This is a genomic window from Synechocystis sp. CACIAM 05 (genome assembly GCF_010222815.1).
Lineage (GTDB): Bacteria > Cyanobacteriota > Cyanobacteriia > Cyanobacteriales > Microcystaceae > Synechocystis.
The window spans coordinates 3,001,529-3,017,311 of sequence record NZ_CP019225.1 but is presented as its reverse complement, the minus strand read 5'-3'; the positions used below and the strand labels follow the sequence as shown (position 1 = coordinate 3,017,311).

Sequence of the window (15,783 nt, the reverse complement as noted above, 5' to 3'; positions counted from 1 at the left end):
TTGATTCTGAGGAAAATGCTAAAATTTTTAAAAAATAACTTTCAATTGGTAAACTTTTTTGTTGCCGCTCTGTTAGTGGGAATGTTGTATGGTTGGTGGTATCTACCTAATGCTAAACAATTATCTATTAACGAAACTAGTGGCATTCATAATCAAGAAAAAATTTCATCTCCCCCCCCCCTTGAAGATAGAGAGCTTTCCTCTCTTCCGGTTCCCACTCCGACTCCAACTAATCTCGAACCATTAATAACTGAAGTCCCCGAAATCCAGACTAGCCCCCTATTGCCAGGACTTCCACCAGATTATGAACAATTACCCCCGCTAGCACAACAGCAAGGATCAAGAGAAGTTTCCAACAATATTGCGGTTAAAACTAATTTAGGCCATTATCCTTTTCCTGAAAATAGCCAGCAAAGATTAGTAAAAGTAGGTGAATATTACGGCCGCAGTGAATCTTTAGATCAAGAAGCAGCCACTGCTTTTAAAAAGATGCAAGCTGATGCTCAAGTTCAAGGAGTAAGATTGACTATTATTTCTGGATTTCGTTCTATTGCCTCTCAGGATGCTTTATTTCAAAATCAAATTAAAAGAAAAGGTGGTAAAGAAGCAGCGGCAAGGTTTAGTGCCCCTCCCGGACACAGTGAACACCACACTGGCTATGCTTTAGATATTGGAGATGGTGATAATCCAGCAAATGATTTAAAAATAAATTTTGAAAATACATCTGCTTATCAATGGTTAGCTAGAAATGCTAATCAGTATGGTTTTGAACTTTCATTTCCTCCTAACAATAGTCAAGGAGTAAGTTATGAACCATGGCATTGGCGTTATGTTGCTTCACCAAGAGCAAGTCAAATTTTCATGGTGGCCCGAAATGGTATTTAATATCTATAATTTACAGCCTTAACTATGAATATTTTACTTTTCAATAATTTTAAATGGTCATGAATCAAAATAATAGACCATACATTATTGTCACTAATCAAGGTCAAAGCTTACCCCCTTTTGAATTAACTAAAAGTAAACATATTTTAGGTCGAGATTCCCAATTTGCCGACCTGATAGTCCCTGCTGATTGGAGCATTATTAGTCGTTGTCAAGCTACTTTAGTAGAAGATCAAGGTAATTACTTTATTTGTGACGGCGATCACCTCAATCCCAGCAGTAACAAGCTATTTATTAATCATCATTTAATCACTCATGATATTGGCTACCCATTACAGAATGGAGATGTTATTAAGATTGGACAAAATATTAATATTCTTATTACTATTAAATATTTTACTCCCAATGGCTCTAGCCCTACCAATTTAACATCGCTATTATCCATCAATTTAAAGCAAAAATCTGTGGTTATTGGGCGGGACGAAACTGCCAACTTACAGTTACTTTCCCCCGCAGTTTCCCGCCAACATGCTGTCCTGGATTATTTAGAGCCAAATACCTATCTTTTACACGATTACAGCACCAATGGTGTTTACGTTAATGGCACTAAAGTCAACGGTAAAATTCTGATTAACACCGCCGCCATCATCAAAATAGTTCCCTACACCCTGGTATTACAAAACGATCAATTATTCATTGCCGACACCGGGGATAATATTCGCCTTGATGCCCGCAATATCGTCCGCACTGTTCAAGGTAGTCAGAGCGAAGAAATTACACTCCTTAACCAAATTTCTTTGCCCATTGAACCAGGTCAATTGGTAGCTTTAGTGGGGGGAAGTGGCGCAGGCAAATCGACTTTTATGCGGACTTTATTAGGTATTGAACCTACTACGTCTGGCACAGTTTATTTGAACGGTGAAGATCTGAGAAATAATTTTAACCTTTACCGTAATCAAATTGGTTACGTGCCCCAAAAAGATATTATCCACAGTTCCCTAACCGTAGAGGAAGCTTTGCGGTATGTGGCTAAATTAAGATTGCCCCAAGATGCGAATATTGACGAAATTGTTGAGAAAACCTTGGGCCAAATTGAAATGCAGGAACGTCGCCATGTTCTGGTCAAAAAATTAAGCGGCGGCCAACTCAAACGGGTATCCATCGGCGTGGAATTACTGGTGGATCCGAAATTATTTTTCCTCGATGAACCGACATCGGGTTTAGATCCTGGTCTAGATAAAAAGATGATGCAATTATTACGGAAGCTAGCGGATCAGGGACGAACTATTGTGTTGGTAACCCATGCCACCGACAACATTAACCTATGCGATCGCCTGGTGTTTTTAGGCCAGGGGGGCAATTTGTGTTATTTCGGCACTTTTAGCGATGCTTGCCAATTTTTTAACCTCCATAATGGTGATTTTGCTGATGTTTATATTCAATTGGATAATCAATCAGCAGTGATCAAAGCCGCCCAACGCTATCGCCGGTCTAGCTATCAACATCAGTACATTGATCAACGGTTGGGGGTGAGTAATTCCGCTGTTGCTGCCCCTAGACCTAGTCCCCCCAGGGTATCTCCCCTGCGCCAAACCTGGATTCTGTGCCAAAGATACTGGCAAATTATGGCTAGGGATCCGGTCAATATCGGTATTTCCATTGCCACCGCCCCCATTGGCATTTTATTAATCGATCTGGCGATCGCCACTAGGGAACCATTTATTCTGGGTAGTGAAGCGGATCCCAAACTTGCGCCCCTAGCTCAGACCGTACTATTAGTATTTAGCTGTGCCGCCATCTGGGTTGGTCTCGCCAGTTCTCTCCAAGAAATTGTCAAAGAAAATGATATTTACAGCCGAGAAAGATTAGTTAATCTTAACCTGTTTGCCTATATTGCTTCTAAGGTAACAGTATGGTCAGGATTAGCTCTTTTGCAAACCCTTGCTATGGTGGCGATTATCCTCATTGCCTTCGACCATCCCCAGCCTCCCCTATTGCCCTGGGGTTTGGGGCTAATTATCACCAGTTATCTCACTCTTTTCAGTTCTATTTGCTTAGGCTTAATGGTATCTACCTTGGTCAAAAGTGAAACCCAGGCTAACACCGCTCTACCTATTTTGCTACTGCCCCAAATCATCTTCTCCGGCGTACTGTTCCAAATTAAAGGGGTGAGTCAATATCTTTCTTGGTTTATGGTCAGCCGTTGGTCTATCGGTGCCTATGGCACATTATTAGACATCAACAGTCTAGTGCCAGAGCCAGTCATTTTTCCCGATGGTACCGTATTGGAATCTCCTTTTAAAGCCACCCTAGTTTACGACCCTAGTTGGAATAATCTTTTGGTCAACTGGGAAATTTTGTTGTTCCAAGGTTTTGTTTGCCTCGTAGTTATTTTCCTGTTCAAAAAAAGAGAGGATATTATTTGAGAATACTGAAAACAATTAACAAAGGCTGGTTAAAAAATGTCACTAACCACTGCCCAATCTTTTTACAAAGCGCAAGAACCAGTCCAGCTTGCTAGAATCAGGGAGGTATTACAAATTCAGCTTTACAGATAGTATTTTACACGCAAGCTATTGTACTATTTGCTTGGTGGTCCGCACCTATGCCCCAATTATTACTCCCAAAACTCGAAATCTTGAAACCACCCTTGTCACTAACCTCAATTTTCAAAGCCTGAATCAATCGCTGGACTGACTGCTAGTTATGGCAATTTCCGCACAAAGTTTCATTAATGTTGCCAATGAAAGTTTAGTCTCCACGCTGGCGATCGCCGCCTTGGCATTGGGCCTGTTAGTAATCTTGAATTTAACTGTAATTCGGGCCATTATTCGCCCCCTCCGCCGCCTTCAACAACAAACCCAGTCCCTACAAAAAAGTGAAGAACGATTCCGCTTTGTCTTGGAATCAACCGATACAAGCTGGTGGGATTGGGATGTCAAAACCAATGAGGTGGACTGGTCAGATACCTTTGATGCCATGGTCGGCCGCGCCCCCAACTCCTACCCCAAAAATGCGGCTTCCTTCTTAAGTTTTCTCCATCCCGATGACGTAGAACCCACCCGGACAAAATTGTACGATGCTGTAGAAAATGGCACCCCCTATAAAACCGAATTTCGCTTTGTCCACCCCGATGGGACAATTCGCTGGATTATGGCCAGAGGTACGGTGCAACGGGATGCCAATGGTCAGGCCCTGCGGATGAGCGGCATTAACCTCGACATTACGGAGCAGAAACTGGCCGAAGCCGCCCTGAAAGAAAATGAAGCCACTCTGCGCCTAGCCCTCTCTGCCGAAACTGCCAACTGGTGGAAATGGGATATCGTTAACGACCAAATGTACTCAGCTTCCTCATTTCACGATCTGCTGGGCCGCCATGGAGATGAACTACCCAAAACTTGGGCCGATGCCATCGCGCTCATTTACCCGGAAGACCAAGGCAAGGTGCAAGCCGCGGTGGAAGCCACCCTGAATCACGATGCGCCCTTTAAGGTGGAATTTCGGATGATTCCCCCCAATGGACAAATGGTTTGGATTGCGGATTTGGCAGCCCTAGAGCGGGATGAAACCGGCCGGCCCATTCAACTCAGCGGCATCATGATTGACATTACCGAGCGCAAACAAATTGAAGACGCCCTCCAAAAAAGCGAACAACGGTTGCGGATGACCCTGGAATCCACCTCCACTAACTGGTGGGAAAGGGATTTAATCACCGATCAAGCCGATTGGTCCGAGCAGTCCGATTATCTTTTGGGCTATAGCCCCGACAGTTACGAGAAAAACCAAGACACCTTCTACAACTTAGTACATCCCGATGATCGGGAGCACGTCCAGGCGGGGGTTAACTTAGCCATTGCCACTGGAGAACCCTATCAAGGGGAATTTCGCCTAGTCCAGGCCGATGGGAATTATGTTTGGATTTTAGGTACCGGCCACGTGGAATATAACGAAGCGGGGCAACCGGTCAGAATGAGTGGCTTAAATATCAACATTACCCCGCTCAAAGAAGTGCAACTGGCTTTGGCTGAACGGGAAGCGCTGATGCAAGCCCTGTTTGATCAAGCTTCCCAATTGACCGCTCTGTTAACCCCCACCGGGAAAGTCGTCAAAGTGAATCAACGGGCCCTGGATTTTGCTGGCATTACGGTGGATGAGATTGTCGACCAAGATTTTTGGAAAACTCCCTGGTGGCAAGCATCCGAACAGCTAAAAGCTGACCTCAAATCCGCGATACACCAGGCCGCTCAAGGGATTCTGATTCGCTATGACGTAGAAAATTTGGGCAATCATGGGCAAAAAGTTATTTTGGATTTTTCGATTCGGCCCATCTACGACACCGACCAGCGGATAATTTTTCTCCTCTGTGAAGGACGGGACATCACCGATAAATTTCGCATACAAGAGGCTTTAGCAGAAAGTGAAGAACGCTTCCGGCAAACCTTCCAAACTACGGCCGTGAGTAGTGCACTGATTTCCTTAGATGGTAAATTTCTTGAGGTCAATCCCGCCTTTTGTGAGCTGTTGGGCTATACTCCCGATGAACTGCAAGACCATGATGTGGCAGAAGTAACAGATCCCAATTGGGTGCCATTCCAAGGAGACCTAACTCAACAACTGCTCAACCGCGAAATTATGGCCTATACCCAAGAACGCCGCTATCAACACCGGGATGGGCGTTGGATTTGGGGTCTGTTGAATGTCAGTTTGGTCCGAGATGCTCAACAACAACCGCTCTATTATGTCTGCCAAATTCAAAACATTGACCCGCTCAAACAAGCCCAAGAAAAACTCCAAGAAGTCAACATTGAACTGGAACGATTGACTCAAATTGATGGCCTCACCGGAGTTTATAATCGTCGGTTCTTTGACCAGGCCTTGGAACGGGAATGGCAAGTTGCTTTTCGCGAAACTGAGTCCTTAACCTTGGTGATGTTGGACATTGACTATTTCAAACTCTACAACGATACCCTCGGTCATCAAGCCGGAGACCAATGTTTACGAGTTGTCGCCGCCGTTTTGCAAGAGTCTGTCCATCGCACTTCAGACCTAGTAGCCCGCTATGGGGGAGAGGAATTTGCCTTGATCTTACCCAGAACCGATTTATCCGGTGCGATTATCATTGCCCAAAGGATTCAAGCTTTGATGGATGCTAAAGCGATCTCCCATCCCACCTCTGAGATTGCTAATTATGTCACTGTCAGTATTGGGATTCATTGTGCTGTACCCCGGCCTGGATTGTCCTTGGCCTCTTGGGTAAAATGTGCCGATGATGCGCTCTATCAGGCCAAGAAACGGGGTCGGAATGGCTATTTTGTCCTCGAAGATACGCCAACTTCCCCAACCAAAGTTGACGAATCATAATCTAGCCGGGCCTCAATGCATTTTAACGAAATTTACATGCGACCATAATGCAAATTTCAATTCCCGACTCGATTCTTCAATCTATTCGACTTTCTGAACAACGCATTGAAAGGGAACTACTCAAAGAATTAGCCCTTGGTTTATATGAGGCGGCCACCAAATGCGGAGTTCTCGCTATTAGTGGTCTTTCGGACACTTCTTCTGTCACTATTGGGTCAACAACCATAGATGAATTCGTAGGTTTTGCCTGCATCAACAATGAGAGTAAACAAATTCGTAAGCCGCCGTCTCTTCTGAAATTATTGGGAAATTTTAATCATGACAACATCTTTAGTTCCTCCCTTCACTAAGGAAATTGCGATCGCCAAAGTACGGATGGCAGAAAATGCATGGAATGGTCGCAACCCGGATAAAGTCTGTATGGCTTATACCGAGGATAGTTTTTGGCGTAATCGGGCGGAAGTATTCCAAGGTCGGGAAAAAATCCGTGAGTTTTTGCGTCGCAAGTGGGATAAAGAGCTAAATTATCGTCTGGTGAAAGAGCTGTGGGCGTTTGGCGACAATCGGATTGCCGTCCGGTTTCAGTACGAATGGCAGGATGATGGGGGTCAATGGTATCGCGCCTATGGCAATGAAAATTGGGAATTTGATGAAGCGGGTTTAATGCGTCGTCGGGAAGCAAGTATTAACGACAAACCCATTGCTGAATCCGAGCGTCGTTTCTTCTGGGATGCCCCCGGCGATCGCCCCTTAGATCACCCTGGTTTGATCAATAGTCCAGAATAATGCCACAGCCCAAAATGTAATCCATGTAATCCAAAGCCATGATCCTTGAGATAGGGATAAAATGTCTGCGCCTTGTCCATATAATGACTTTAGATTTTGAGTCGCAGCGGTTTTGAACTATCAATAAACACAGATATCATGACGAAAATTCATCCCATGGTTCGGTGTCCATAATGTTGGTTGCAGCACTTTTCAAGATCGCTTCCTTTGATAGCGTGGACTTGATAGTGTTCTGAGCTGCTCGTGTTAGATTCTGCCCAGCTAATTTTTGATCTCCAAAAGGTAAATACGACTAGTAAGCGCATTTCTGGTTGCCTTGACACAACGGCGATCGCCCAAGAAATCACCGAAGCATTAATCCATGATTTTCATTGCGTATTTGCACGGATTTGGTTAACAGAGCCTGATGGTGCGAGTTTAAAACTGGTTGCTTCATCAGGCTTACATACCAGTACGAATGGTAGTTTTGCCCGGGTGCCGATGGGGGCTTATAAGGTCGGGAAAATCGCCCAAAGCTGTATTCCTTTTTTAAGCAATCATCTCGCCAATGAAACTTGGGTAAAGGATCGTGACTGGGCGATCGCCAATAATATTCGCGGTTTCGCCGGTTATCCATTGGTGGGCCATGACCGTGTGATTGGTGTCTTGGCTGTTTTTAGTGATGCTCCCTTTGTCGCAGAATTTCTGGAAGTTTTACAAGTTCTCTGTATGGCAGTGGCGATCGCCATTGATGCCGCCCGACAACTCCCTAGCGAAACAAATACCGTCAATACAACCCAATTTTTAGGCGATCAAATCCCTTTATCAGACGTTTTGGCAAGATTGCTGACTCGGACAAAGCTCACCCTGATCGGCACAGAAAAAAAACTCTCTCCTACAATTGCCTATCTATTGATCAGAACCACAGAAATTTTCAATCGACTCTCCTGTAACTATTGCCGCCTCATTTATGCCGAGATGTCAGTCACCATTGAAGCCATTGTGGAAACATCCTCGCCAGAAGTCTTCAACACAGATGGGCGATCGCCTTTTAAAGAAATAGAATTTTTAGCCCACCATATTGGCGGTGAATTTAGGAGTCAAAGTAGTATAAATAAATCTATCCTGCAAATTTCGCTGCAACTGCCCTATGACGGGTTTCAAAGCATCAAGCTTAACAAACATCTCCTCTCGGAACGGGAAAAGGAAATTATCAGCTTATTAGCCCAAGGTTTACGCGATCGCGATATCGCCGAGGAACTTCACATCAGCGAGAGTACCGTTAAGTTTCATCTTAATGGCACCCTCCATAAACTCAACGCCAAAAATCGCTACCAAGCCATTTATCAAGCCACCGTACAAGGATTTATTTGATTGGCGAGCAGTGTTTCTCTAATTTTTTCCGCTAAATATTCCGCATCACGGGCAACCCCTGAAAATCGCCCAGACCCCCAGGTATATAACCAAGGTAAACCCAAGAAATATAGCCCTGCCACATTAGTCACGCCCCGATCATGTAGCGGTTCCCCCATCGAATTAAATACAGGAACATCGACCCAAGCGTAATTAAAATTAAAACCAGTCGACCAAATAACCGCATCAATTTCATCAATATTTAGGGTAAGGGGTGTTGAAGTTGCTTCCCAAACGGGCTGATAGGGTGCTTCGATGGGAGCATCAAGCTGATTTTTGGCAATATATTCATCAATGCTTTGTTTAATTCTGGCGGCTGTTGCGTCTGCTTGATCGAGATTTTCCTTGAGATTATCGGCAAATAGAATTTGATTGCCATCAATATCCTTGAGTCGTCCGTAGAGATGCATACCCTCAAGGGCGAATTGACGCAGATCAATTTCTCTGCCACCATCACGGCCTGTTAAATAGTGGTTGGTTTTGTGGCGTACCATTTCCTTCTGGGGATGCTCAGCAATGGGCAGATCATAATGACCCATCAACTCTAACCACTCCACCACATCTCTCCCTCGGTAGCGGCGGGGTGAACGGGGCGCGCTCCCCGTGGCAAGGTGGACAGTTTTGCCTGCTAGGTGTAAGTCTTCAGCAATTTGACAGCCCGATTGACCTGTGCCAACTAGCAAAACGTTATCTGGCAAGGTTTCTGGATTTTTGTAGTCCATCGAATGTAACTGGACAATATGGGGAGGTAGTTTTTTGGCGATCGCCGCAATTTTTGGCGTATGGTAGCCGCCAGTTGCAACCACCACTTGATCAGCGGTATAAGTTCCTTGACTGGTAATCACCTCAAAAGCATCAGCCCGTTGACTCAGCTTAGAAACCCCTACCCCCTCAAGGATAGGAGCTTGGAAAGATGCTGCATAATCCTCCAGATATTGGACAATTTCGTCCTTGACCATAAAACCCTGATCATCACCACCGGCATAGGGAAAACCGGGTAACCGACATTGCCAATTGGGCGTGACCAAACAAAAAGAATCCCAACGTTGATTACGCCAAGCATGGCCAATTTGATTTTTCTCAAAAATAATATGGTCAATGCTTTCTTGTTTTAGGAGATAACTAATCGCTAAGCCCGCCTGTCCTCCACCGACAATAATGACGGAATAGTGGCTTTTTTTCATATTATCTACCTGTATTGAACTCTATCTTTCCTGATAGTCATCAACTGTAAGCCTCGAAATTTCTAACACTTGTATGTTTTGCTACAAATTGATGATCTCTGATTCTATTAATAGGAAACATCGAAATAGTCTTGCATTTATAAGCTTTACAGAGACAGACCTGTTGATTTAGATAGGTGTCTAATCATCTAAATCTCGGGCAGACATACTGAGCACAAACCCATTTCTAGGAAGATTCTAAGTCTTAAAACTCTTACTGTATCTAGATAAGAAGCATTTTTGCTGGCTAGGATTATTAAGAAAAGATCATTTTCATATAAAAAATCAAGAATGGTTAAACCTATGACTTTCAATTAAAACTAATCTTTTGTGACAAATGATACAAGAATAAGGAAATTTCGCTTCTACATTGATACGTGACTAATCTCAAGTCAAATCAGAATTTGAATTTAAGGAACTACAACCATGCCAGAGGTAACTAAGCCAGCTCACCAAACAGGTGATTTCTTAGTAGATTACGAGGAAAAAGTTTTTCCTGATGTCCAAGCTGAACCCGGTGAAAAAGCGCTGATTACCTTTCATACAGTGGCGTTTGAAGGCTCCATTGGCTTAGTAAATTTAATGCAAGCTAGCCGCTTAATTAAAAAAGGCTTTGAAACGTCTGTGTTGCTCTATGGTCCCGGTGTTACTCTCGGTGTACAAAGGGGTTTTCCTAAACTTGGGGATGAAGGTTTTCCGGGTCACCTAACGATGAATGAGCGTATTGTAAAAATCATGGAAGCAGGGGGTAAGGTTTATGCTTGTCGCTTTGCACTGCAAGCACTTTATGGTCATGGTGAGCCTTCTCTAATCCCCGGTATTCGTCCGATCAATCCCCTAGATGTGATGGATTTAATCTTGATGCACCGTAGGGATGGTGCGTTTATTCTTGATACTTGGACAATGTAAAAATGTGCTTGATTAAATATTTGGTCAATTATTGATAGGAGGGATGATTTGAAAACAAGTGATTGATACATTAAACCTAAAAAATCAAAAACAAAATTTTCAAATCATTTTTTTATTTCCGAAACTATTCCAGTCGTTGTGCTGGGAAAAATCATGCTGAATTACACAAAAAATATTCGGGCGGCAGCGGCACAGATTAGTCCTGTTCTTTTTAGTCAACAAGGGACTATGGAGAAAGTTCTGGATGCGATCGCCAATGCGGCCAAAGAAAGGGTAGAACTGATTGTTTTCCCTGAAACTTTTGTGCCTTATTACCCTTATTTTTCCTTTGTTGAACCGCCGGTTTTAATGGGGAAAAGTCATCTAAAGCTTTATCAAGAAGCCGTTACTGTGCCGGGGAAAGTCACCCAGGCGATCGCCCAAGCCGCGAAAACCCATGGAATGGTTGTGGTGTTAGGGGTTAATGAGCGGGAAGAAGGCTCGCTGTACAACACACAACTGATTTTTGATGCAGATGGTGCGCTGGTGCTAAAACGTCGCAAAATCACGCCCACCTACCATGAACGGATGGTTTGGGGGCAAGGGGATGGTGCAGGTCTGAAAACGGTAGATACTGCGGTTGGACGTTTGGGAGCCTTGGCATGTTGGGAACATTACAATCCCTTAGCCCGTTATGCGCTCATGGCGCAACATGAACAAATCCACTGTGGGCAATTCCCCGGATCGATGGTGGGTCAGATTTTCACGGATCAAATGGAAGTGACCATGCGGCATCATGCCTTGGAATCTGGTTGTTTTGTGATTAATGCAACGGGTTGGTTGACAGCGGAGCAAAAGTTACAAATTACCACCGACGAAAAAATGCATCAAGCCTTGAGTGGTGGTTGTTATACGGCAATTATTAGCCCCGAAGGAAAGCATCTCTGTGAGCCAATTGCTGAGGGAGAAGGGTTGGCGATCGCCGATTTAGATTTTTCCCTCATCACTAAACGCAAACGCATGATGGATTCGGTGGGACATTATGCCCGACCTGATTTATTACAACTAACCCTCAATAATCAGCCCTGGTCAGCCCTAGAAGCCAACCCAGTGACGCCAAATGCTATTGCGGCAGTAGGTGATCCGGAGCTACCGGAAACCATCGAGGCATTGCCCAACAATCCGATTTTTAGCCATTAAGTACAAAAATTTAAGGATTATCCCAGCGACATGAATAAGCAACGTCTCATCACAGAACTGCAATCCAAAGGGGTGCGACTGGTGGATCCCAACGCCAAAGACCTTGGGCGCAAAGGCGGTGCAGGGCCTTCAGATCACCGGGCAGTGACGGTGGATGGGACGACGGTGATGGTGCCAATCTATACTTCCACCGCTCAGGCATCGCCCTACAATGTCAACCTTGCATCCATGCCCTCAAAGACGGTTTTGAGCAAAGGGGACGAAGAAATTGCGGCGATCGCCCTGCCCCATCAACCCAGATTCTATGATTTGAAGACAGCCGATGGCATTCCCTATTCACACATTGCCCTACTCCACAGCAACAACGTTTTAGCGACGACGGTTCAGCAAACCTGCATACGTTATCGCGACGAGTCCACGGTTTGTCAATTTTGCGCCATAGAAAAATCCCTTGATGCCGATCGCACAATTATCCGTAAATTACCGGAACAGTTAGCCGAGGTCACAGAAGCCGCAGTCCGGTTAGACGGTATCGAACAGGTGATCATGACAACGGGGACACCCAATTCTGGCGATCGTGGTGCAGCCTACCTGACAAAATGTGCAGCAGCCATTAAAGCGCGGGTCAATATTCCCATTCAGGCCCAGTGTGAACCCCCCGATGATTTTATTTGGTTCGAGCGCATGAAAGCCGCTGGCGTCGATAGTTTGGGAATGCATCTCGAAGCAGTTGACCCAGATGTTCGTGCCAAAATTATGCCCGGAAAAGCCGAGGTTCCAGTTTCTTATTATTACGAAGCTTACGAAGCCGCCGTTAAAGTCTTCGGCTGGGGACAGGTCAGCACCTATCTCTTAGCAGGACTGGGAGATAGCTTGGAAACCTTGGTAGAAGCCTCGGAAAAGCTGGTCAATATGGGCGTTTACCCTTTTGTTGTTCCCTTCGTACCCATTTCCGAAACACCTTTAGCAAATCACCCCGCGCCAGACAGTGATTTTATGTTTGCCCTGTATCAGAGGGTCGGAAAAATCATTAAGCAATCGCAGATTTCTTCAGTAGATATGAAGGCCGGCTGTGCAAAATGTGGCGCTTGTTCAGCATTATCAACATTTGAAAAATAGAGAGATTTTTACGATGTCGAACAATCGTTTTCAGTTTGAATTGGCAGAATCTACGGCGGAAATTCAAGGGTATTTTGCCCTACGCAGAGCAATTTTTTGTGAGGAACAGGGCATTTTTTCAGGACATGATTTTGATGAGACGGATCAGTTTGCTTATCCAATTGTTGCCCTCGATACAGAGGCTCTTGGAAAACATGCGGTAGTAGGTGTGGTGCGGATTTATGAAAATGAACCGAATATCTGGTATGGCGGTCGGCTAGGAGTACATCAAAATTATCGGCGGGTGGGGCGCATTGGCAAGGGTTTGATTTATAAAGCTGTTACTGCGGCCCATGGTTGGGGTTGTACTAAATTTTTAGCGACAGTGCAATTACAAAATGTGCGTTTTTTTCAGCGACAACACTGGCATTCGCTTGAGGAAATTGAGATCTGCGATCGCCCCCACCATTTAATGGAAGCGGACTTAGATTTTTATCCCCCCGTGGTCTATAGCCGACCGAAGCTTGATCTCACTTTATTGCAGGTTTCTTAGATTTTGGTGATGTTAACCGACTTAATTGTTGAACTGCGGCAAGCTCTGGGTATTTTGCATAAGCAGGATATTCAATTGGTATCCCGTCAAGGTCAACAGCGATGGAGCGGGGATAGTGAGGCGATCCGATTAGGCGATGATTGTGCCGCAATTCCAGACGAGAATGGCTATCTACTGCTTGCGGCCGAGGGGATGGCTCCCAGTTTAATTGCCCAAGAGCCTTGGTTTGCAGGGTGGTGCAGTGTTTTGGTCAATGTCAGTGATATTTATGCCATGGGGGGCAGACCGATCGCCGTGGTGGATGCCCTATGGAGTCAGTCTTCCCACCAAGCTCGGCAAATTTGGGCAGGGATGCAAGCCGCTTCGACGCGATTTAATGTGCCCATTGTGGGCGGCCATACCAATACCCACAGTGGTTATGATGCCTTGGGAGTGGCGATTTTAGGTCGGGCAAAGTCTTTAATCACCAGCTTTGATGCCCAGGTAGGCGATCGCCTGATGCTAGTGAGCAATTTTCAAGGCAAACCGCGACCCAATGCCCCCTATTGCTGGGATGCGGCGACGATGGCAGAGACAGAAACTTTGCAAAAACACTGGGATCTGTTGCCCTATCTTGCTGAAAATGGCCTATGTAAGGCGGGGAAAGATGTCAGCATGGGCGGCATTATTGGCACGACCTTAATGCTTTTGGAAACCTCGAAATGCGGCGCAATCCTTGACCTCGATGCCATTCCCTGTCCAGAAGGTCTAGATTTTAGGCAATGGCTACTTAGTTTTCCGAGTTATGGTTTTCTGCTCAGTGTGCATCCCCAACTGGTCGAAAGGGTTAGGGCTTGTTTTGAGACTGAGGGTTTAGTCGCAGAGGCGATCGCCACGATACAACCGGGTCATAATCTCACCCTTAAACTAGGTTCAGAGTCCCAACTATTTTGGGATTTGCAGCAAAACCCCCTCACTGGCTTTACCGGAGATTCATAAACAATGCCCGAAGTTACATTTGACATCGTTTGGCCCGATGGTTCAGAGGATCAGTTTTATTCACCCTCCACAGTGGTCAATCAATATTTTCAGTCTGGTCAAACCTACGAATTGGCAGATTTTGTGCAGCGATCACAGAAATCTTTAACCCTTGCCAGTGAACGGGTACGGCAAGTCTATGGCAGACCCTGCTCGATGGCGATCGCCCAACTCAAAAAAATTGAAACAAAAGCAGAGTGTTTTAGTCTCAATCCCGATTCCAAAGTCACCATCCAAAATATTGACCATGACTGAAAAAAGTGGACAAATCCAAAGAGTCGAAAATCAAGGAGAATGTTCAAATGACGAAAAAACAAGACGACAATTTACAAAGGAGCAAAAATCAGAAGCAGTAAAGATAGTAGAACAATCTGGAAAGCCCATAAGCCAAGTGGCAAGGGAAATGGGCTTGACGAAAAGTGCCCTAAGAGCCCATTTATAAAGTGGTAGAAGTAGCAGAAAGACGACGCAACATAATGTGAATCATCACGGCATAAATAGCCGCTTCGCTCATTTCTGGTAGATGCTCATAATCCTTACTCAAACGACGATACCAGTTCAACCAACCGAACGTCCTCTCGACAATCCATCTTTTTGGTAAGACCTCAAAAGACTTCCCTGAACGACTAATCACCTGGACTTTGGCTTGAATTAAGAGCCAGATGGCTAATCCAAAGGTATCACCTCGATAACCCTGGTCTACTAACATGCTCTTGACAGACTCGAGGAGTTGAGTTCCTTCTTCAAGCAAACTCATCAGAGCATAAGCTGTGACGATGCGTTCACTTGCATTTGCTTCGGTCATTATCACTTTTAAGACTAAGCCCAGACTATCGACGATTAAGTGACGCTTTCGTCCTTTCACCTTCTTACCTCCGTCAAAACCGTAGACTTCCCCCTTTTTTCGGTGGTTTTTACTGATTGGCTATCTGCCGCTATTACGCTAGGTTGAAGGCTCTTGCCACTCTGGAGGCGGCATTGCTCCAGCAGCCTTAGATTGAGCCTTTCCCACACGCCATGACGTTGCCATTTACGGTAATAGCTATAGGCCGTGCTACTAGGAGGAAAGTCATGGGGTAACATTGCCCATTGACAACCCGTTTTTAGTTGGTAGTAAATACCATTACAAACCGCTCGCATATCTGTGGTTCGTGGGTGTCCTCCGGGCTTTGCGGGAGGAATCATTGGTTCAACTATTGCCCATTCTGCATCGCTCAGGTCTGTTTCATAGGCTGTCGACTTTTCATGCTCTTTGTCTCCTTCTGCTCTTAACTCTTAGTTTTCCTTTTTTTCTTCTCCTACTTGCTATCCATTACAAGACTTTATAAATGGGCTCTAGACACCATAATCAGAAACCCAGGGATCTAGCTTAAATTCTTC

General features: G+C 45.0%; 14 protein-coding genes. 12 read left to right on the top strand and 2 right to left on the bottom strand.

Going from position 1 to position 15,783, the window contains the following annotated elements; all coding sequences use genetic code 11:
- Positions 1-15 precede the first annotated feature (15 nt).
- From BWK47_RS14310 to BWK47_RS14285, 5 genes are all read left to right on the top strand, one after another.
- The gene (locus tag BWK47_RS14310; protein ID WP_237269664.1) at positions 16-885 is read left to right on the top strand and encodes a M15 family metallopeptidase; all 870 of its coding nucleotides are present in this window, start codon (positions 16-18) and stop codon (positions 883-885) included.
- A gap of 59 nt (positions 886-944) precedes the next feature.
- Positions 945-3,311, top strand: coding sequence for an ATP-binding cassette domain-containing protein (locus tag BWK47_RS14305; protein WP_237269663.1), 2,367 nt, complete (start codon positions 945-947; stop codon positions 3,309-3,311).
- 280 nt (positions 3,312-3,591) lie between these two features.
- Positions 3,592-6,246 carry a PAS domain-containing protein gene (locus tag BWK47_RS14300; RefSeq protein WP_162329157.1) on the top strand — a complete coding sequence of 885 codons (2,655 nt, stop codon included), beginning with the start codon at positions 3,592-3,594 and terminating at the stop codon, positions 6,244-6,246.
- Positions 6,247-6,564: 318 nt separating this feature from the next.
- Positions 6,565-7,032: a nuclear transport factor 2 family protein gene (locus tag BWK47_RS14290; RefSeq protein ID WP_162329155.1), complete on the top strand. Its 468-nt coding sequence runs from the start codon at positions 6,565-6,567 to the stop codon at positions 7,030-7,032.
- Positions 7,033-7,275: 243 nt separating this feature from the next.
- Complete coding sequence (locus tag BWK47_RS14285) at positions 7,276-8,385, top strand: LuxR C-terminal-related transcriptional regulator (RefSeq protein WP_162329154.1); 1,110 nt, start codon at positions 7,276-7,278, stop codon at positions 8,383-8,385.
- On the opposite strand, the gene BWK47_RS14280 is transcribed toward BWK47_RS14285, so the two are convergent.
- Positions 8,358-9,608 (bottom strand): MSMEG_0569 family flavin-dependent oxidoreductase, encoded by a 1,251-nt coding sequence (locus tag BWK47_RS14280; RefSeq protein ID WP_162329153.1) that lies wholly within the window; start codon positions 9,606-9,608, stop codon positions 8,358-8,360. The two genes, BWK47_RS14285 and BWK47_RS14280, sit on opposite strands and share 28 nt — an antisense overlap.
- A gap of 465 nt (positions 9,609-10,073) precedes the next feature.
- Between BWK47_RS14280 and BWK47_RS14275 the strand changes: the two genes are divergently transcribed.
- From BWK47_RS14275 to BWK47_RS14245, 7 genes are all read left to right on the top strand, one after another.
- Positions 10,074-10,556 (top strand): MSMEG_0572/Sll0783 family nitrogen starvation response protein, encoded by a 483-nt coding sequence (locus tag BWK47_RS14275; RefSeq protein WP_010873945.1) that lies wholly within the window; start codon positions 10,074-10,076, stop codon positions 10,554-10,556.
- A gap of 153 nt (positions 10,557-10,709) precedes the next feature.
- The gene (locus BWK47_RS14270; RefSeq protein ID WP_162329152.1) at positions 10,710-11,735 is read left to right on the top strand and encodes a Nit6803 family nitrilase; all 1,026 of its coding nucleotides are present in this window, start codon (positions 10,710-10,712) and stop codon (positions 11,733-11,735) included.
- 30 nt (positions 11,736-11,765) lie between these two features.
- Positions 11,766-12,854 (top strand): MSMEG_0568 family radical SAM protein, encoded by a 1,089-nt coding sequence (locus tag BWK47_RS14265; protein ID WP_162329151.1) that lies wholly within the window; start codon positions 11,766-11,768, stop codon positions 12,852-12,854.
- Between the two features lie 13 nt (positions 12,855-12,867).
- Entirely contained in the window at positions 12,868-13,386 is a 519-nt protein-coding gene (locus BWK47_RS14260; RefSeq protein ID WP_204250420.1) for an MSMEG_0567/Sll0786 family nitrogen starvation N-acetyltransferase, read from the top strand.
- A gap of 9 nt (positions 13,387-13,395) precedes the next feature.
- The gene (locus BWK47_RS14255; RefSeq protein ID WP_162329149.1) at positions 13,396-14,364 is read left to right on the top strand and encodes a sll0787 family AIR synthase-like protein; all 969 of its coding nucleotides are present in this window, start codon (positions 13,396-13,398) and stop codon (positions 14,362-14,364) included.
- A 3-nt stretch (positions 14,365-14,367) separates the two neighbouring features.
- Entirely contained in the window at positions 14,368-14,658 is a 291-nt protein-coding gene (locus BWK47_RS14250; protein ID WP_162329148.1) for an MSMEG_0570 family nitrogen starvation response protein, read from the top strand.
- Positions 14,651-14,845 carry a transposase gene (locus tag BWK47_RS14245; protein WP_162329147.1) on the top strand — a complete coding sequence of 65 codons (195 nt, stop codon included), beginning with the start codon at positions 14,651-14,653 and terminating at the stop codon, positions 14,843-14,845. The genes BWK47_RS14250 and BWK47_RS14245 overlap by 8 nt, the downstream gene beginning before the upstream one ends.
- On the opposite strand, the gene BWK47_RS14240 is transcribed toward BWK47_RS14245, so the two are convergent.
- A protein-coding gene (locus BWK47_RS14240) for an IS5 family transposase (protein ID WP_237269662.1) occupies positions 14,840-15,588 on the bottom strand; the annotation gives its coding sequence in 2 pieces (ribosomal slippage) (positions 14,840-15,309 and positions 15,309-15,588; 750 coding nt in all). The genes BWK47_RS14245 and BWK47_RS14240 overlap by 6 nt on opposite strands.
- Between the last annotated feature and the right edge of the window lie 195 nt (positions 15,589-15,783).